At 58.0% G+C, this 18,037-nt stretch carries 17 protein-coding genes; 7 read left to right on the top strand and 10 right to left on the bottom strand.

Annotation, left to right across the window (positions count from 1 at the left end):
- Positions 1-326: 326 nt before the first annotated feature.
- The 4 genes from ASG39_RS23115 to ASG39_RS07270 form a co-directional block, all read right to left on the bottom strand.
- Positions 327-1,273 (bottom strand): IS630 family transposase gene (locus tag ASG39_RS23115; protein ID WP_200943865.1). Its coding sequence is split into 2 segments (ribosomal slippage): positions 327-934 and positions 934-1,273, totalling 948 coding nucleotides; the frame shifts between segments, so codons are not numbered across the junction.
- Between the two features lie 207 nt (positions 1,274-1,480).
- Positions 1,481-2,452: an SDR family NAD(P)-dependent oxidoreductase gene (locus ASG39_RS07275; protein WP_062594381.1), complete on the bottom strand. Its 972-nt coding sequence runs from the start codon at positions 2,450-2,452 to the stop codon at positions 1,481-1,483.
- A 213-nt stretch (positions 2,453-2,665) separates the two neighbouring features.
- The gene (locus tag ASG39_RS23110) at positions 2,666-3,052 is read right to left on the bottom strand and encodes a GFA family protein (protein ID WP_082477032.1); all 387 of its coding nucleotides are present in this window, start codon (positions 3,050-3,052) and stop codon (positions 2,666-2,668) included.
- A 358-nt stretch (positions 3,053-3,410) separates the two neighbouring features.
- Positions 3,411-4,058: a TetR/AcrR family transcriptional regulator gene (locus tag ASG39_RS07270; RefSeq protein ID WP_062594380.1), complete on the bottom strand. Its 648-nt coding sequence runs from the start codon at positions 4,056-4,058 to the stop codon at positions 3,411-3,413.
- Positions 4,059-4,178: 120 nt separating this feature from the next.
- Here ASG39_RS07270 and ASG39_RS07265 point away from each other — a divergent pair, with 120 nt between their 5' ends.
- Complete coding sequence (locus ASG39_RS07265; protein ID WP_062594379.1) at positions 4,179-5,054, top strand: SDR family oxidoreductase; 876 nt, start codon at positions 4,179-4,181, stop codon at positions 5,052-5,054.
- A gap of 65 nt (positions 5,055-5,119) precedes the next feature.
- Entirely contained in the window at positions 5,120-5,878 is a 759-nt protein-coding gene (locus tag ASG39_RS07260) for an NAD(P)-binding domain-containing protein (protein ID WP_244481158.1), read from the top strand.
- A 366-nt stretch (positions 5,879-6,244) separates the two neighbouring features.
- On the opposite strand, the gene ASG39_RS07255 is transcribed toward ASG39_RS07260, so the two are convergent.
- The 5 genes from ASG39_RS07255 to ASG39_RS07235 all read right to left on the bottom strand — a co-directional run bounded on the left by ASG39_RS07255 (position 6,245) and on the right by ASG39_RS07235 (position 11,798).
- Positions 6,245-7,408, bottom strand: coding sequence for a mandelate racemase/muconate lactonizing enzyme family protein (locus ASG39_RS07255; protein WP_062594377.1), 1,164 nt, complete (start codon positions 7,406-7,408; stop codon positions 6,245-6,247).
- 307 nt (positions 7,409-7,715) lie between these two features.
- Complete coding sequence (locus tag ASG39_RS07250; protein WP_244481157.1) at positions 7,716-8,798, bottom strand: tartrate dehydrogenase; 1,083 nt, start codon at positions 8,796-8,798, stop codon at positions 7,716-7,718.
- A gap of 18 nt (positions 8,799-8,816) precedes the next feature.
- A complete protein-coding gene (locus tag ASG39_RS07245) occupies positions 8,817-10,322 on the bottom strand; it encodes a tripartite tricarboxylate transporter permease (RefSeq protein ID WP_062594385.1) in 1,506 nt (501 codons plus the stop codon).
- A 6-nt stretch (positions 10,323-10,328) separates the two neighbouring features.
- Positions 10,329-10,781 carry a tripartite tricarboxylate transporter TctB family protein gene (locus ASG39_RS07240; protein WP_062594375.1) on the bottom strand — a complete coding sequence of 151 codons (453 nt, stop codon included), beginning with the start codon at positions 10,779-10,781 and terminating at the stop codon, positions 10,329-10,331.
- Positions 10,782-10,832: 51 nt separating this feature from the next.
- Positions 10,833-11,798: a tripartite tricarboxylate transporter substrate-binding protein gene (locus tag ASG39_RS07235; RefSeq protein WP_062594374.1), complete on the bottom strand. Its 966-nt coding sequence runs from the start codon at positions 11,796-11,798 to the stop codon at positions 10,833-10,835.
- 125 nt (positions 11,799-11,923) lie between these two features.
- Between ASG39_RS07235 and ASG39_RS07230 the strand changes: the two genes are divergently transcribed.
- Positions 11,924-12,835 (top strand): LysR substrate-binding domain-containing protein, encoded by a 912-nt coding sequence (locus tag ASG39_RS07230; RefSeq protein WP_062594373.1) that lies wholly within the window; start codon positions 11,924-11,926, stop codon positions 12,833-12,835.
- 336 nt (positions 12,836-13,171) lie between these two features.
- Entirely contained in the window at positions 13,172-14,164 is a 993-nt protein-coding gene (locus tag ASG39_RS07225; protein ID WP_156468058.1) for an alpha/beta hydrolase, read from the top strand.
- A 233-nt stretch (positions 14,165-14,397) separates the two neighbouring features.
- On the opposite strand, the gene ASG39_RS07220 is transcribed toward ASG39_RS07225, so the two are convergent.
- Positions 14,398-14,976: a TetR/AcrR family transcriptional regulator gene (locus ASG39_RS07220; RefSeq protein ID WP_062594371.1), complete on the bottom strand. Its 579-nt coding sequence runs from the start codon at positions 14,974-14,976 to the stop codon at positions 14,398-14,400.
- A 127-nt stretch (positions 14,977-15,103) separates the two neighbouring features.
- Between ASG39_RS07220 and ASG39_RS07215 the strand changes: the two genes are divergently transcribed.
- The 3 genes from ASG39_RS07215 to ASG39_RS07205 are packed head-to-tail and all read left to right on the top strand — an operon-like array spanning position 15,104 to position 18,030.
- Positions 15,104-16,426: an NtaA/DmoA family FMN-dependent monooxygenase gene (locus tag ASG39_RS07215; protein ID WP_062594370.1), complete on the top strand. Its 1,323-nt coding sequence runs from the start codon at positions 15,104-15,106 to the stop codon at positions 16,424-16,426.
- Positions 16,423-17,214, top strand: a complete 792-nt coding sequence (locus ASG39_RS07210) for an NAD(P)-binding domain-containing protein (RefSeq protein ID WP_156468057.1) — start codon at positions 16,423-16,425, stop codon at positions 17,212-17,214. The genes ASG39_RS07215 and ASG39_RS07210 overlap by 4 nt, the downstream gene beginning before the upstream one ends.
- A gap of 18 nt (positions 17,215-17,232) precedes the next feature.
- Positions 17,233-18,030 carry an NAD(P)-binding domain-containing protein gene (locus ASG39_RS07205; protein ID WP_277995953.1) on the top strand — a complete coding sequence of 266 codons (798 nt, stop codon included), beginning with the start codon at positions 17,233-17,235 and terminating at the stop codon, positions 18,028-18,030.
- The last annotated feature ends 7 nt before the right edge of the window (positions 18,031-18,037 follow it).

The raw sequence follows: 18,037 nt of genomic DNA, 5'->3' as shown, positions 1-18,037 counted from the left end.
CCAGCCGAAGCCGAGGAACGCTACTACGCCATGCTGGACGAACCAGCCATGGCCGCATAACTTAACCGAAATGGCCTCCGGCAAACCCGGCGCGGTTCATTCATCTTCCCAAGCGGGTGTTTGAAGCGGGTGGTCAATCAAGCCTACCGATGTAGGATTCGGCGAATGCGGTGTTTCGAAAGCGGTAATCCTGAAGTCCCCGTAGCTGAACGTGTCACCGTCTTTGATGATCCGGACGCGCTCCTTTGGTAGACCGGCTCCCTCAACTGCATTGGCCGTTGAAGATGTGCCAAGGACGGTTGCACCTGTTTTAGAGCGTTTCCCTATCATGTTGGATCATCTCCGCAGGAATTGAAGTAGTTCTGAGCTTCTTGCGGTTCGACCATATCAATCAGCTTGCCGATGCGATCCCATAGTCCGGTGACGGTTCTCTCCGCAGCTTTTCGTAGGAGAGCCTTGAGCTTGGAGAAGGCCTTCTCAATTGGGTTGAAGTCCGGGCTGTAGGGCGGAAGAAACATCATTGTCGCGCCGACCGCCTCGATCAGTTCCCTTGCTGCCGGTCGTTTGTGGCTGGACAGATTGTCGAGGATGACAACGTCCCCTGGTTTCAATGTCGGAACCAGAACCTGAGCCACATACGCCTCGAACCACTCACCGTTGATCGGTCCGTCTATGACAAGTGGCGCGACCATTCCCGTGTTGCGGAGGCCCGCAACCAATGTGGTCGTCTTGCGATGACCGTGAGGGAAACCCATCCGCAACCGCTCGCCCTTGCGGCATCGCCCGTGAGTACGAGCCATATTGGTCGCGGTCCAGGTTTCGTCGATGAACACGAGCCGCTCTGGATCGAGATCGAGTTGCGCCTCGAACCAGCATTGCCGCTTTTCCAGCACGTCCGGACGGCTTTGCTCTACCGCATGGCCAGTCTTTTTTTGCGCGTTTGTTCGTGCCGGACAAGAAAGCGATGCAGCGCCGACTTGCTGATGGAAATGCCTTGATCACCCAAGGCTTTGCGAAGCTCGAAAAGGGTGCCGTCCCGGTGCTCGACGAGCCAGATCATGATCAGATCGGCATGCGCTTCTGTCTTGTGGGAATTGCGGTCGCCGCCGAGTGGACCGGGTCGAACATTTCCCTGCTGGATTTGCAAGTGACGCCAACGGCTCACGCTGGCTGCGCTCACGCCGAAACGCTCGGCAGCCTCTCTATGCGATGCGCCGCCGTTCACGGCAGCGAGCACACGTATGCGAAGATCAACGGAAAGGGCTCTCGACATATCTGCCGACCTCCATCGGCAGATGGTTTGAATCAGAAGGAGACTGATTTGCAAAGCAATCCGATTCAATCAGTCAGGGAAACGCTCTAATATGGAACTTAGGGGCGAGCACCGCAGTCCATGTAGACCGCGGTGCCAAGCGGCGAAGGCGAGGCTCGCTTAATCGTGAAGCTATCGGCAACGCGGCAGCCCAGTTCGTCACGACTGTTATTCGAAGCGCTCACCGATTATTTCTTCACTCTTGATCCAGAGGGCCTTGGCTCTCTCAGGATCGAGCGCATAGGCGCAGACATCCTCGCTGATGCGGCTTGCTGGTTTCTCCGTTACGGTCGCGACGCGGCAATTGTGGCAATAGAGCCCACCGACCTCCTCAGCAGCGGCAACAAAACCGGCCCATACCGAGGTGGCAGCACCCTGCGGGATGGACTTCAATTCGAAAGGCGACTTACCTTGGGCTGCGAGTTCTTCGTTGACCTTGTCAATCATCGCCTCGAACGCTCCGTCCCCTAGATGACGCGTGAGCTCTGTGCGGATACCGCCTGGATGTACCGCCGTTGCGCGGATCCCCCGCGCCTTGTGCCTCCGGTCGAATTCAACCGTGAACAGAATATTGGCCGTTTTGGAGCGCCCGTAAGCAACCCAGGGGTCGTAAGCCGTCTGCTCAAAGTTCGGGTCTTCGATATCGACATCGGCTAAGCGGTGACCAGATGACGCCAAGTTCACCAACCGCCCGCCGGGTGCAATGAGGGACGCGATGCGATTGACCAAGGTAAAATGGCCGAGATGATTGGTGCCGAACTGCGTCTCGAAGCCATCGACCGTGCGACTAAAGGGGGGCGCCATGACACCGGCATTGGCAATGACAACATCGAAAAGCCGACCATCCACGAGCAGCGCATCTGCGCCTGCGCGAACGCTTGCCAGCGATGCTAGGTCGATCCGGAGAAGATTAAGGCTACCGCCATTGGCCGTCTCGGCGCGAACGGTCGCCAAGGCACCTTCCGCCTTGGCCAGATCACGGGCAGTACCGACCACATCGGCACCGTGGGTTACCAACGCCCGCGCGGTTTCGACGCCAAGGCCAGCGGATACGCCGGTAACAAGCACGCGTTTGCCACTGAGGTCGATCCCGGAGAGCACCTCTTCAGTAGTGGATTTTGCTCCAAACACATTTGTCATCAGATCTCCTGGTACTTCGCACCTCTGAGCAGCGGTGCTGGACAGACGCACTGATTTCGTTTGGATACGTTGGTGCGCTGTCGGTCGCGGATGGGTGTCGGAAAACGCACAATGCGGCGGCGTCGCGCAGGCGGCTCGTCGGTGCCTGCCCTGCGATGGTGCGGGATCACCGATGTTTTCAGGGAGCTCCCGCCTGCCAGCACCGTGCCGGCCTTACGGGAACTGTGGCAACTCGTCTCGTATCTCATACCACTCGGCCTTCGAGGCGACGAAATAATGTGCTGTCGGCGACGCCGGCAGCGGCGTATCGAGCGTCCCCAGCCGCAAGCGAACAACATCCGGCATGTTATCGCGGCGACTTATGATCGATGACCCACAATTGGAACAGAAAAAGCGGTGAACGCCCGGCGAGGAATCGAATGCCTTCAGCGCGGCCTCGCCTTCGATAATGACGAAGTCGCTGACCGCAACGGCTGCGTTGGTCGCAAACGCGGTTGCGGTTGCTTTGCGACATCGCGAACAATGACAATAGATTGCGGCACCAAGCTCGCCACGAACCTCGTATTTTACCGTACTGCAGAGGCAACTGCCTTTATACATAATAGCTCCTGTGGCCGACGTATGTATTGGCTATATTTGGCGGGATGAAAGTCCATGGCGTTCTGACTGGGCGGTCGCCATGAGTTCGTCGCGAACTTGCCGGGTAATTTTGCCGATGTGTGCTTTTTCGCGACGACGATATCTCGAGGTCAGGCAATTTCCAGCATCATGTGCTTGCCGAACTTGCCGCTCACGAGCGTTACCTTGTTGCTCATACTTCTTCCCAATACTTTTGGAGAATCGGGAAGAGGTACGCAGCTATGTCTATCTATGAGCCTGCGTATACATTCGATGGGGTGGCATGGGAACGGGCGGCACAAAGCCATTGTACGATTTCCAGGATGTCCGGCAGAATGCCTCAATCCTGCTCCGATTTCGACGCCACAGCCGCCACCTCGCTCTCTAACAACAACCGGGCGGCATCGCGGTTGGCTTCGACAATTCCCTCGCTTGGCATGGATTGAGCGATGACGAACGCTCCCTGAACCAGCGACAGGATTTGGATGACGGCTCGCTCGGGGTTCTTCAAACCGAGCGGCTTCATGAGCGATGTTACGAGTTCATGTAATTCGCGATAATAGTCGGCAATGGTCGCCTGTACTTCTGGCGTGTTTGCCTCAGGTCCAAATTCTGCCAGCCCTCTTGCAAACGAACAGCCCCGGAATGTAGGCGCACGAAGAGGTTCATCAATTGCGTCAAAGATCGTGAGCACACGCTCTACCGCTGACAGGCCAGGCTTCTCCGCCGCCGCTGCAAACATCTCGAACCCAATGGTTTTCTTATCTCGGAGATAGGTCGCGATCAGGGAGGCCTTCGACGGGAAGTGCTTGTAAAACGTCATCTTTGCCACCCCGCTCTCTGCAATGATGCGATCTATCCCGACAGAATGAACGCTTAGCCGGTAAAACAGATCTGAGGCGGTCTGCAAAATTCGGTCTCTCGGGGGAAGGCCCTTGAGCGAGTGACGCTCCACCCCGACGATTTCTGGCATGCTGCGCTGCTGCATTCCCTTACCTCCTATCCGTCGTTTCGCTGTGAACAGACTATTCTGTATTTTTCCCTATTGCAAGGACATACAGGTCTGTATATAGATGCGATTGCCAGTTCTAATAAAGGAGATTTTGCGATGAGCAGAAAAGTTGTGGTTGTCACTGGTGCCAGCAGTGGCTTCGGGAACCTTACGGTGCTGGAGTTGGCAAGACGAGGACATACGGTGGTTGCGACCATGCGAGACGTGGAGGGGAGGAACGCTCAGGTTCGCAAGGATCTCTTCGACGCTGCGACAGCCGAAGGACATGTGCTGCACGTTCGTGAAATGGACGTCGCCGACGAGGTTTCCGTCAATTCAACGATCGACAAGGTCGTGAAAGAGCACGGAAAGATCGATGTGCTTGTCAACAATGCCGGATTGATGCCGGTTGGAATCACGGAAGCCTATACGGTTGCAGACATCGAACGGCTGTTTGCAGTCAATTTCTTTGGCGCCGTGCGAGCGGACCGGGCCGTTCTACCGCATATGCGCGCTGCCGGCAGCGGGCTCCTTGTCCACGTAACATCGCTGATGGGTCGTGTGGTCTTCCCCTTTTTCGGAACTTACTCGGCGAGCAAGTTCGCCCTGGAGGCACTTGCCGAGGCATATCGTTACGAGCTGAAGGGCTTTGGTATTGACTCGATCATCGTCGAGCCCGGACCATTCCCGAGCAACCTTATCTCGTCGAGCCCCGAGCCATCCGACCAAGCTGTTCTTGCATCCTATGGCGAGGTTGCGGCAATCCCGGGCCAAATCAAAGCGCACGCTAACGATGGAGACGGCACCAATCCCCCGCGTCCTCAGAGCGTTGCCGTCTCCATTGCAGATTTAATCGGATCTACGGAGCGACGTCCGTTGCGGACGGTCGTTATGCCTGAGGGCCTGGACTTCGGTATCCATCAATTGAATGAGGCGGTCCGCCCCATTCAGAACAGTATGCTCACCTCGTTCGGCATGTCCGACATGCTCTGACCACGTGGCCGATGCGGCTCCCGCCGCGTTTCGGAACACCCTTCAAAATTTCGCAAATCCCGCGAATGAACATGAAAAAAGGAAAAATCATGAAAATCGGAATCATCGGAGCAGGAATGGTCGGCGCAAATCTGGCGCGGATCCTGGTAAAGGCCGGCCATGACGTGAAGCTGGCCAACTCGAAAGGTCCGGAAACCCTCAAGGACATCGTTGACGGCACGGCAATTGCTGCCGTTACGCGTGACGAAGCGGTCAGGGATGTGGAGGTCATCATCCTTTCCGTACCCTTTGCTCGAAATCCGGAACTGGCACCGGTGCTTGCCGCTGTTCCCGCAGGCGTTATCGTCGTCGATACGTCCAACTACTATCCGATGCGGGACGGCGCGATTGAAGAGGTACAAGAGGGAAAGCTGGAAACCATCTGGGCCAGCGAGCAGATCGGGAAGCCTCTGGTCAAAGCCTGGAACGCGCTCCTGTCTTTCACTCTCGCCGACTGCGGCGCGAAACGTGGCGCGGCTTCCAGACTGGCCATCCCGATCGCTGGAGATGATGCCGCTGCTAAAGCTGTGGTATCGGGTCTCGTTAATGACACTGGCTTCGATGTCGTGGATGTTGGCCCGCTCTCGGATTCCTGGCGTTTCCAGCCGGGAAGCCCCGCCTATTGCACGGAACTCGATGCAGCCGGTATGACGAAAGCACTTTCGTCTGTCGACAAGACCCGCCTTCCTCACAACCTTGAACTCATCACGCAAGAGATTGTCGATGGAAGCGTTGCATTCGAACGCGAAGCCATGGTCGCCAGCATTCGCAAAATCACAAGCTGAACGTAAGCCATAGAACCGAGCGTTCTATAACGGCAAACAACATATAAGACCGCAGAGGCGGCAGAGTGTTTCCGCCTCTGCTTAGGCGCCATACGAGAGGTAGGTCGGAAACATGGGGTCGCATGTTAACGGTCGTTTCATGACACCCATTTCGTCCCTGACTACATCCCATTCTCGGCAGGGAGCTGTCGATCTTTCAAATGGGCCAAGGAAACTTGATGAGGCGGCACGACAATTGTGGGTCGCCTCATGGCACATGGAGGGGTGCCCAGCCGATCCGCGCGCATGCCGCATGTCATCGATAATTGCTTGCGGCGCTCGATCGGAAAATGCGGGGAGCGGCATGCCTTCCTCGCATAAACTCCGTTACTTGGCGAGTTCGCGCATGACCTTGATCAGGTCGGATTTGCCTTCAAACCCGATGCCCGGCAGTTCCGGCATTGTGATGTGGCCGTCGATGACCTTCACGCCGTCCGGGAAGCCGCCATAGGGCTGGAAGAGATCTGGATAGCTCTCGTTACCGCCGAGGCCGAGACCGGCGGCGATGTTGAGCGACATCTGGTGACCGCCATGCGGGATGCAGCGCGACGGCGACCAGCCGAACTGGCGCAGAACCTCGAGCGTGCGCAGGTATTCGACTAGACCGTAAGAAAGAGCGCAGTCGAACTGGAGGAAGTCCCGGTCAGGGCGCATGCCGCCGTGGCGCAACAGATTGCGGGCATCCTGGTGGGAAAAGAGGTTCTCGCCAGTTGCCATCGGAGCGTCGTAGAACTCGGAGATCGCGGCCTGCAGCGAATAGTCGAGCGGGTCCCCAATTTCCTCGTACCAAAACAGCGGGTAGTCGCGCAGCATCTTGGCGTAGGCGATGCCGGTCTCCAGATCGAAGCGACCGTTCGCGTCCACCGCGAGCTTCGCCTCGGAACCGATTTCCTCCAGCACAGATTCGATGCGGGCGCGGTCTTCGTCGATGGAGGCGCCGCCGATCTTCATCTTGACCACATTGTAGCCGCGATCGAGATAGCCGCGCATTTCCTTGCGCAGCGCGCTGTTGTCCTTGCCGGGGTAGTAGTAGCCGCCAGCGGCGTAGACGAAGACCTTCGGGTTGGCCTCACGGCCCTTCATATCGGCCAACATGCGGAACAGAGGTTTGCCTTCAATCTTCGCGACCGCATCCCAGATCGCCATGTCGAGCGTTCCGACGGCGACCGAGCGCTCTCCATGACCGCCGGGCTTTTCATTCATCATCATAGTCGACCAGATCTTGTGCGGATCGAGGTTGGTGCCCTCATCGTTGATCAGGCTGTTCGGGTCTGCCTGCAGGATGCGGTCCTTGAACCGCTCGCGGATCAAGCCGCCCTGGCCATAACGGCCGTTCGAGTTGAAACCATAGCCAACGACCCGACGGCCGTCCTTCACAACATCGGTGACAACGGCGACGAGGCTCGCCGTCATCTTCGAGAAGTCGATATAGGCGTTGCGGATGGGCGAAGCGATTGGTTTGGTGACTTCGCAGACGTCGATGATACGCATTTTAACCTCTGTTTTAGTTTAAAATAGATAGCGAATGGTGGCGCTCCGCCGCAACTTCGTAGCGATCAGACGACCGGACTGTTGCCTCCTTGGTAGCCAGCCGCAGCTGCAAATTCCAATGCTCTGACGATTTCTATTGATGCCATTTCGGCATTGCCATTTGCAACGAGGCGGCCGAAGACTTTGCTGAGAACTCCAGATTACTCGAGGTTAATGGCCTTGTTCACCTTCACAAAATCGCATATTCCAATGCAAATTCAGCTTCATGGCTCTGTTGCTGGCACATTCACTGCTGCAGCAATGCATATTACCCGAGACTGTCCGCAACGGCCTTTCCGCACGTTACGGTGTCCGCCTTGCCGCCCAGGTCGCGTGTCCGCAGCCTCTCATCGGCGAGAACCGTTTCGATGCCTGCCATGACGGCCGCGCTTGCTTCATGCTCTCCGAGATGATCCAGCATCATCGCTGCCGACCATATCTGTCCGATCGGATTTGCAATGCCCTGCCCCGCGATGTCCGGCGCCGTCCCGTGGACGGGTTCGAAGAGCGAGGGGAATTTCCGCTCCGGGTTGATGTTTCCCGATGGCGCGATGCCTATCGTGCCCGTGCAAGCCGGTCCCAGATCCGACAGGATGTCGCCGAAGAGGTTCGAAGCGACAACGACATCGAAGCGGTCCGGGTTGAGCACGAAATGGGCGCACAGAATGTCGATATGATACTTGTCCCAGGTGATATCGGGATAGGACTTGGCCATCTCCTCGACCCGCTCGTCCCAATAGGGCATCGAGATCGAGATGCCGTTAGACTTGGTGGCGGATGTCAGCCGCTTGCGGGGGCGGGTCTGGGCGAGATCGAAGGCGAACTTGAGGATCCGATCGACGCCGATGCGCGTCATCACCGTTTCCTGCAAAACAGTTTCCCGTTCGGTTCCCGGAAAGATGCGCCCGCCGACGGATGAATATTCACCTTCCGTGTTCTCGCGCACAACATAGAAGTCGATATCGCCGGGTCCTCTGCCGGCGAGCGGCGAGGTCACACCCGGCATCAGCCGCACTGGCCGCAGGCTGACATACTGGTCGAACTCGCGCCGGAACTGAATGAGCGAACCCCACAGCGAAATATGATCGGGCACGATCTCCGGCCAGCCGACAGCGCCGAAGAAGATGGAGTCGTGGCTGCCGATCTGCGCCTTCCAGTCTTCTGGCATCATCTGCCCATGCTTCACGTAGTAATCGCAGGAGGCGAAGTCGAAGGTGTCGATTTGTAGATTGAAGCCAAACCTCTTCGAGGCCGCTTCAAGGACTCGCAGGCCCTCTGGTACGACTTCCTTGCCGATTCCGTCTCCGGCGATGGAGGCGATCTTGTGTATGCGGTTAGTTCTGTTTTCCAAAGTCATGCTCCAATTCGATCAGTCTTCCTCGACGAAGACCTGGTTGCGACGTCTCGCGATATTGGGGAGAAAGGCGACGATCAGCACGATGAGGGCAACCGTCAGAAGCCCTGCGCTGATGGGTCGGGTAAAGAAGACGGAAACGTCGCCGTGCGAAATCGTCATCGCCCTGCGCAGATGCTCCTCCAGCAGGGGGCCGAGCACAAAGCCCAGCAGCATGGGCGCAGGCTCGAAATCAAGTTTCGACAAGGCATAGCCGAAGATACCGAACGCCGCCATCACATAGAGATCGAAGGTGTTGGAGTTCACGCTATAGACACCAATCGACGCGAAGGCGAGGATTGCCGGAAACAGCACCGTGTAGGGAACGGTCAGAAGCTTAACCCACAGGCCGATCAATGGCAGATTGAGGATGACGAGCAGCAGATTGCCGATCCACATCGAAGCGATCAATCCCCAGAAAAGGACGGGTTGCTCGGTTGCCACCTGCGGGCCTGGCACGATGCCCTGGATGATCATCGCGCCGATCATCAGCGCCATGACCGGATTGGCAGGTACGCCGAGGGTCAGCATCGGAATGAAGGATGTCTGAGCCCCGGCATTGTTGGCGGCCTCCGGTCCGGCGACGCCCTCGATCGCGCCATTGCCGAAGCGTTCCGGCGTTTTGGAGATTTCCTTCTCCAGCGCGTAGGAAGCGAAGGACGCAAGGATCGCGCCGCCACCCGGAAGGACGCCGAGGGCAGACCCGAGCATCGTTCCGCGCAATGCCGGCCCGATCATGGCCTTCAGATCCGCGCGGCTGGGCCAGAGACCCGCTACGCGTTTGACGACGGCGGTTCGCTCCATCGTCGCTTCCAGGTTCCGCAGGATTTCGGCAATGCCGAACAGACCCACGGCAACGGCGACAAAATTCAGGCCATCCGCCAGTTCCGGCCGCCCCAGTGTGAAACGCATTGCGCCGGTGTTGATGTCTGTTCCCACAAGCCCGAAGACGAGGCCCATCGAGACCATGGCAATCGTCTTCAGCACCGAGCCGCGAGCAAGAACGATGGAGGCAGCGAGCCCGAGCACCATCAGACCGAAATACTCCGGCGACCCGAACTTCAACGCGATCGTTGTCAAGGGCGGCGCAAGAGCGGCCACGACGACGGTCGCGATGGTGCCGGCAAAGAAGGAACTGAGAGCCGCAGCTGCAAGCGCCGGCCCTGCCCTGCCCTGCCGGGCCATCTGGTATCCATCCAGAGCTGTCACGGCCGACGAGGATTCGCCCGGCAGATTGATCAGGATCGCGGTCGTCGAGCCGCCATACTGCGCGCCGTAATATATGCCAGCAAGCATGATCAGGGATGTCTCGGGCGAAAGAGACAAGGTGATCGGCAGCAGCATGGCAATCGTCGCCGTTGGGCCGATTCCCGGGAGAACACCGACCAGCGTTCCGAGCAGTGTGCCAACGAAACAGAAGAGAATATTGTAGGGCGTCAGAGCCGCGCTTAGGCCCATCCCTAGATTTCCGATAAGGTCCATCATAGCTTAAGCTCCCAACCAAGGGCCGATAAGACGGACGGGAAGCCCGAGGCCATAATAGAACACAGCCAGACAGAAGACGGTGATGCCGAGCGTGATGGCGAGAACGACGAGCGGTCTCTGCCCGGTCGCCGCGGTTGCCGCAGACAATGAAGTGAGCGTCACTGCCGGCACAAACCCCAGTCCTCTAACAGTCAGGCCGAACAGGATCGGCGCGATGATGATGGCCGCCAGAGCCCTCAAGGGTGCGATCTGCGGGTGAAAGGCTTCAGTGTCCCTCAGAGCCTTGATTCCGATAACGACGCCGATCACGGTAATGACGATCGACAGGATCAGAGGGAAATAGCCGGGGCCCATTCTGAGCGCGGATCCGACATCCATTGTAAATATGGATGAAATGCCGAACCCGATCCCGACAGCCAGCAGCGTGCCGGAGGCGGCAATATTCTTGATATCCATAGAAGCCCTCCGTTCGGCTGCGGGCTTTACCCCGCAGCCGAACCATCATCGTTAATCTGCGAACTGTCCGGCAGCCTTGATGATGGGATCCCATCGCTTGATTTCGCTATCGAGCTTGGTACGGAGCGCCTCCTGGGTCGCCTGGTCCTTCGTCGCAGGCATAGTAGCGATCTGCGCGAAGCGTTCCTTCAGGACGGCGTCGTCCATTGCGGCCTGGAGTGCCGACGTCAGCTTGTCAAGGACGTCCTTCGGAGTGCCCTTGGGCGCATACACGCCATGCCAGACGCCGACTTTAAATTCGGGCAATCCGGCCTCTGTGGTCGTTGGCACATCTGGCAGCGTTTCAGCGCGTGCGTCACTGGTGATCGCGTATGCCTTCACCTGTTTCTGCGTGATCGGACCGACAGTGTTCGTCGCCTGGTCGCAGGTCATATCGATCTGGCCGCCAAGCAGGTCGGTCATGATCGGACCATTACCCTTGTAGGGAACGGTCGTCATTTGCGTGCCGACGGTTGACATGAACAACGTGCCGCAAAGGTGGGACGCGGCTCCGATCCCGGCATGGGCATAGGTTACCTTGTTTCCGTTCTGCTTGATGTAGACGACGAGTTCCTGAAACGTCGAAGCCGGGAACTCATTGCGCGCAATCACCGTCATAGCAGCGTCGCTGACAAGGCCAATCGGCTCAAACGCTTCCGTCGGCTTATAGGGCAACTGCCGATAAAGTGCGGGAGCGGTCGCCATTCCGATATGATGAACGAGTATCGTATAGCCGTCCGGATCCGCGTCTGCCACACGCCGGGCACCGATCGTTCCACCGGCACCCGCAACGTTCTCCACGACGATCTGCTTGCCGAGAGACTTTGACATGGCGTCTGCAGTCAGTCGGGCGATGGTATCGGTCGGCCCGCCCGCTGCGTACGGGACCACCATGAATATGTTGCGTTCCGGGTAGTCTGCGGCAAAAACCGGGGTGACGGATAGTGTAAATGCAGCTATGATCGGTAGTAACTTCATTGTCTTCCTCCCATTTGCCGTCGTCTCCAACAACGGCACTCCTCAATGCAACACACTCGCGAACAAGCGATTGACGGTCCAATGCCGTTTCGGCTTCAATTGATGCCGTAAGTGATGAGGATGAGATGGATACTGCCTGGCTTCACGATTTGCGCGCTCTCGCCGACACCCACAATTTCTCAAGGGCAGCGGAGGTGCGCAACATTACCCAGCCCGCTTTTGGTCGACGGATAAAGGCCCTTGAAGATTGGAGCGGATCAGTTCTGGTCGACCGTTCGACGCACCGCATCAGGATTACGCCCGCGGGCGAAATCATGCTGGATGCCGCAAACGATATTCTCCAAAGGATCGAGAGGGCAACCCAGGACCTGAACCAGGAACGGTCCGCCACTGCGACCCTGACATTTGCGGCGACGCACGCTTTGTCGTTCACCTTTTTTCCCAGTTGGGTCCAGAGTCTGGGTTCTTCGGTGGCGACTGTTCCGATCCGGCTTCTGTCGGATAATATGAACGAGTGTGAAAGGATGATGGCGGAAGGCCGAGCGCAGTTTCTCCTTTGCCATTTCCATCCAAACAGCGAAATCCGCTTGCATGAATCGGATTTCAAGCACGTGGAACTCGCCAAGGACGTTCTTCTTCCAGTCGCGAGCAAAGGTGAGGATGGCTTGCCGATCCATAGATTACCCGGCACGTCTGAGGCTCCCGTTCCTCACGTGTCATTCGACGAGAAGTCAGGCATGGGTCGGATACTTGCCGCCAACCTGCCACACACCGAATTGCATCTCGTTCGCGTGTTCACATCTCATTTGGCCATGGTCTTGAAAGCGCTGGCACTCGAAGGAAAAGGTGTCGCCTGGATACCACGCAGCCTTGCCAATTCCGAATTGGAGCCACAAGGAAAGCTTGCGATCGCGGGTGACGAGAAGTGGGTGGTCCCGGTCAAGATCGTGCTGATCCGACCCAGGAACCGGATGACTGAATTGGCCGAGATATTCTGGACAACGGTCGAAAGCGCGTCGAAACGAAAGCCAGTTTGATAAAGGACGCTGCGCTCGAAGTTGGGACGATCCGCAAGTCTTTGGGCGAGTAGGACGATCTGGAGACTCGAAGTCCTTTCGAAGATTGCGTCGCGATCAAATTACATATCGTTAATTTTACGCCTTGCCGAAATTCAGTTAGGGGAGGAACGATTAGCGCCGAGCTTCGTGCATCCCAAACAGCGCGAGCCGCAATAAGCGGCCCTCGCGGCGCGAGGATCAAGAGCATTGTTCCTTCCTGTGTTTTGAACTTTGAGAAATCCAGCACTTATTTAAGGAGAAATTTACATGAAGCCTGTCCCCCTACTCATCGGCACATTAATGTTAGGAGTATCGATGCTGACGACCAGCCTTGCCCAAGCTGATAATAAAACGTCGCTTCCCGGCTACGCAGAGGGTGCGCAGGTCGTTGTCGTCGAGAAAACACAAGGCCAGATCGATCAAATCAGTGGTGTAGTCTATACGCAGATCAAGCAGGTTCGTGCCGTTACTCAGCTTGAAATGTCGCTGCTTGTGCCTCGGACGAAAGATCTGAAACCGGCGATCGTCTATTTTCCGGGCGGCGGCTTTATCTCAGCCGATCATGAGAAGTTCATCGACCTTCGCATGGCGCTCGCCAAGGCGGGGTTCGTGGTCGCAGCCGCGCAATACCGCACGGTCCCCAACAAGTATCCGGCGCTTGTCGAGGACGGCAAGGCGGCGATCCGCTACCTCCGTGAACATGCCGACGAATATGGTATCGACCCGACCCGCATCGGTGTGCTCGGCGATTCCGCCGGCGGATACGTGTCGCAGATGATGGGCATGACGAGCGGCGAAAAGGGCTTCGACAAGGGTCAGTTTCTCGACAAATCTTCCGACGTTCAGGCAGCTGTGACGATGTACGGGATCTCCAATCTTCTGGAGATCGGAGACGGTTTTCCGGACGCGATCGCGAAAGTGCATCAATCGCCGGCAGTAACGGAGGCCCTGCTTGTCAACGGCACGGCGTTTGCGGATTTTCCAGGCGCCTCGATTTCCAGCAATCCTGAGAAGGCCTTACAGGCAAGTCCGATGGGCCATGTCGACGGTAGTAAACCGCCCTTTCTCATCATGCACGGAAGTGCCGATACGCTGGTGTCACCAAAGCAAAGCGTACAGCTGTTTGAGACCTTGAAAAAGAAGGGCGACAAGGTGGAATACGTGCTCGTAGAGGGTGCCGGCCATGGTGATCTTACCTGGTATCAGCCACCGATCATTGATCGGGTGGTCGAGTGGTTCACGGCTACATTGGGTGGTCCGATCAAAAGTAGTAAAAGCGAACCGGCTTCCAACGCTGGCAATCTTTAGAGGTCTCACCACAGCGGCCTTAAGTTTGCGGTCGCGCATGGACAGCCTTTGATCAGCCGTTGATCCAGCATTTACGGCGCGTGCGCGACTCGAGCAATCATCCGACATTTTAAGCTGACATGGAGCACCCGGCGTCATGTCGACCCCGTGACGCAGCGCTTGAAGCGTCATGTCAGGTTCTCAACGGCCGCTTCGGCCAACGCGAATAGAAAGTTGCTCCAAACTGCCAGTTGCTACTTTGGTTGTAGCCAGCCGTCTCGCAGGACGTCGCGAAGCACGTGTCGTGTATCCGCCTTCGCGACCATAGACCCGCTTGCCCAGGCGATCGCCAGTGCGCCCAGAAAGACGTCCCTGCCGGTTACTGTTCTTCGTGCTGATCCGTCTTGCTGTGCAGCATTGAGTACTCGTTCGGTCGTCGCAATGACCGTGTCGCAAGTCGGGGTAAGGGGAGAGTCTTTACTGCAAGCAGCCCGGAGTGGCTCGGCCAAGCCTTCATAAGCCACCATCCAGTCTCCCAATGCATCAATCCAGCGCTCCAATACGCGCGCTGGATTCGACTCCTGTTCTTCGATCTCGACGCGACGAATGTCCAGTGCCTCATAGTGATCGACGAGCAGCGCGGCCAGTAAAGCGTCCTTGTTGGGAAAGTGGCGATAAAGCGTACCCGGCCCAACGCCTGCCAGCTTCGCCACAGCATCCATGGAAACATCAACACCATCGCTACCGAAGGCCTGTCGCGCCACATCGAGAATATGCGCTCTGTTCTGCTGTACGTCTCTCCCGCGCCGCGGCGGTTTTGGCAAATCTTGCATTCTGACTTTCGACCCTTGAACATCGGAGAGTCTCTCCGTATATGCAGATCATATCGGAGATACTCTCCACATATATGTTCTGTCGGGCGCTTTAACAGATGGTTCCTGTCAGGGAAAAAAGAATACGATGAGCAAACAGATGATAATTGGCATGCATCTGGGCAATGGATACGGGAACCTGCCGGGAGCCTGGCGTGCCTCGACGGTCGATCCCAGGAGTTACACCAGTTTCGATGCGAAGGTACGGCACGCCCAGGCGGCCGAACGCGGAAAGCTTCAGTTCCTCTTCCTGCCGGATGGTCCGACACATGTCGGCGATATCGAGAACGAGCCACCCAATTTCAATCTCGACGTCATGGTCACCCTGGCGGCTGTTGCGCGCGAGACCAACCGGATCGGCCTTGTCGCGACCGGATCAACCACGTTTAACGAACCCTTCAACCTCGCACGCCAGTTTAAGGCGCTGGACGTCTTGAGCCATGGACGGACGGGTTGGAACGCCGTCACGTCCAGTGGAGAAGACGTCGCAGCAAATTACGGTAGGCGCCTGCCTTCCAGCTCGGACCGGTACGGGAGGGCGCATGAAGCAGTGCAACTGGTGCAAGCGCTCTGGGGCAGCTGGGGTCATGATGCATGGTTACACGATCAGGCAACCGGGCGTTTCGCGAAAGCCGAAAAGATCGCTCCTATCAATATGGGCGGCTCGTTCGTTGCCTCGCGCGGGCCTTTGTACATCCCCCCGTCCGAGCAGGGACAACCGGTCATCTTCCACGCTGGCGGCAGTCCGAACGCCCTTGAGCTCGCCGGTCGTTATGCCAATGGCGTCATTGGTGCCACATTCACAATCGACGACGCACGTCGGCAGCGCACAGCGTTTCGTGACGCGGCTGAACGTGCTGGGCGCAACCCGGACGAGATCAAATTTTTTGCCGGCCTCATGACGACGATCGCCAGCGATCAACGGGAAGGGCTCGATCGCCGGATCGCGTTAAGCGAGAGGACTTTTCCTCAACGCGCGGCATATCTCGGGCAGATGCTTGGCCTGCGCCTCGATCCTTCCCGGCTCGACGTGCCGTTATCGCCGGACCAACTCGCCAAAGCTCGCCCATCGCCGGGTGATCCGCGCTCAGAGCACGCGCTTAAAATCGTACGCGAAGGCTGGACACTTCGCGACGTGCTTGCCCACGGCGTGATCGATTATCACCCTGTTATTGTCGGCCCCGCAGTTGAGGCCGCCGACCATATGCAGGAGTGGTTCGAGGCAGACGCCGTCGATGGATTCTGGGTTTCGCCGGACATCTACGAGGATGGAGTTGACGCCTTCGTCGATGGCGTCGTGCCGATCCTCCAGGAGCGCGGGCTGTTTCACCGGGACTATGAAGGTGCCACCCTACGCGATCATCTCGGCGCTCCCGCCCAGTACGGGGTCGATCCACGCGTAATTCAATGACCTCCAATCCATCATCGAACGGCAAACAACTACTGAAAGGAAATAATATGAAAATCGGAATCATCGGCGCAGGAAATATCGGTGGCACCATCGCACGAAAGCTGGCTGCATCCGGTCACACCGTCAAGCTGGCGGGTTCCAAGGGACCAGACGACATTGGGGAAAAGGCGGCAGAAGTGGGTGCTGTGGCGGTTGCCGCGCAGGACGCTGTCAAGGACGTCGAGGCGATCATCCTCTCGATCCCGTTTGCGGAGATCCCCAAGGTAGCTGGCATCTTCGCGGACGTGCCGTCGGACGTGGTCGTGATCGACACCGGCAACTATTATCCCTTCCGCGACGGGAACATCGCAGAGGTCGATGGCGGCAAGCCGGAAAGCGTCTGGTCGAGCGAGCAAGTGGGCCGACCTGTGGTCAAGGCGTTCAATGCGCTTCTCGCCGAAACGCTGGCGAATGGCGGCACTGCGGCGGGCACGACAGGCCGGATTGCGATCCCCGTCGCGGGCGACGACGCGCAGGCAAAGGCGATCGCGCGGCAACTGGTCGACGAGGCCGGTTTCGACACGCTGGATGCCGGCGGTCTCGCTGCCTCTTGGCGTCAGCAGCCGGGCACGCCGGCCTACTGCACGGAAATGACGTTGCCCGAACTCACAGACGCACTGTCCAAAGCCGACAAGGCGCGTGCTCCGAAGGACCGTGATGCGCTTATCAAGAGCTTCATGGCAGAGACGTCACCCCTCAGCCACGAGCAGATCGTCACCCGCAATCGCGAAGTCACTGCTCCAAAATGATCCTCAACGCGGATCGGGGTGCAGCCAGCACTGCTGCCTCCAGATTGTGCTCAAAAGGAAAAAAGAGACATGAAAATCGGAATTCTAGGCTCCGGCCACATCGGCAGAACTCTTGCTCGAAAGCTGGCCGCAGCCGGCCATGAGGTAAAAGTCGCCAACTCGCGCGGACCCGACACGGTCGATGCAGATGCGCTCTCCACAGGCGCCCAGGCGGTCACCAGGGAGGAGGCCATCATCGGCGTCGAGGTTTTAATCCTCTCGATCCCCTTCATCGGCATCCCCGCGATCGCGCCGCTGGTCGCCGACCTTCCCGCCGAAACGGTTGTGATCGACACGTCGAACTATATCCCAGCGCGCGACGACAGGATCGCTGAGATCGAGAACGGGATGGCCGACAGCGTCTGGGTGACGGCACAACTCGGCCGTCCGATCGCCAAGGCGTGGAACTCAATCTATTCGGTTACGCTGGCGGAAAAGGGCAGGCCCGCCGGCGACCCCGACCGGATCGCGGCCCCGGTCGCGGCCGATCGCCCCCGCGACCGTGACGTGACGATGGCGCTGGTCGAGGACACTGGCTTCGACGGCTATGATGCCGGGCCGATCGCGGAATCGTGGCGGCAGCAAACCGGCTCGCCATCCTATTGCACCGAGGTCACGCTCGCCGAACTGCCGCAGGCTTTGGCATCGGCTGATCTCGCCCGATCGCGTAGGCGGTCGGACTTGGCCTCCAAGGTTTACCTCGAGCGCTTCGAAGCCGGTCAAAATCCCGCCGGGGACTTCATCGTCCAGCTCTCGCGGCTTCTTTACGCGGTTTGAGTAGCTC

The organism is Rhizobium sp. Leaf371, assembly GCF_001424045.1.
Lineage (GTDB): Bacteria > Pseudomonadota > Alphaproteobacteria > Rhizobiales > Rhizobiaceae > Ferranicluibacter.
The sequence above is the reverse complement of the archived record's forward strand: the minus strand, read 5'-3'. Positions and strand labels throughout refer to the sequence as shown.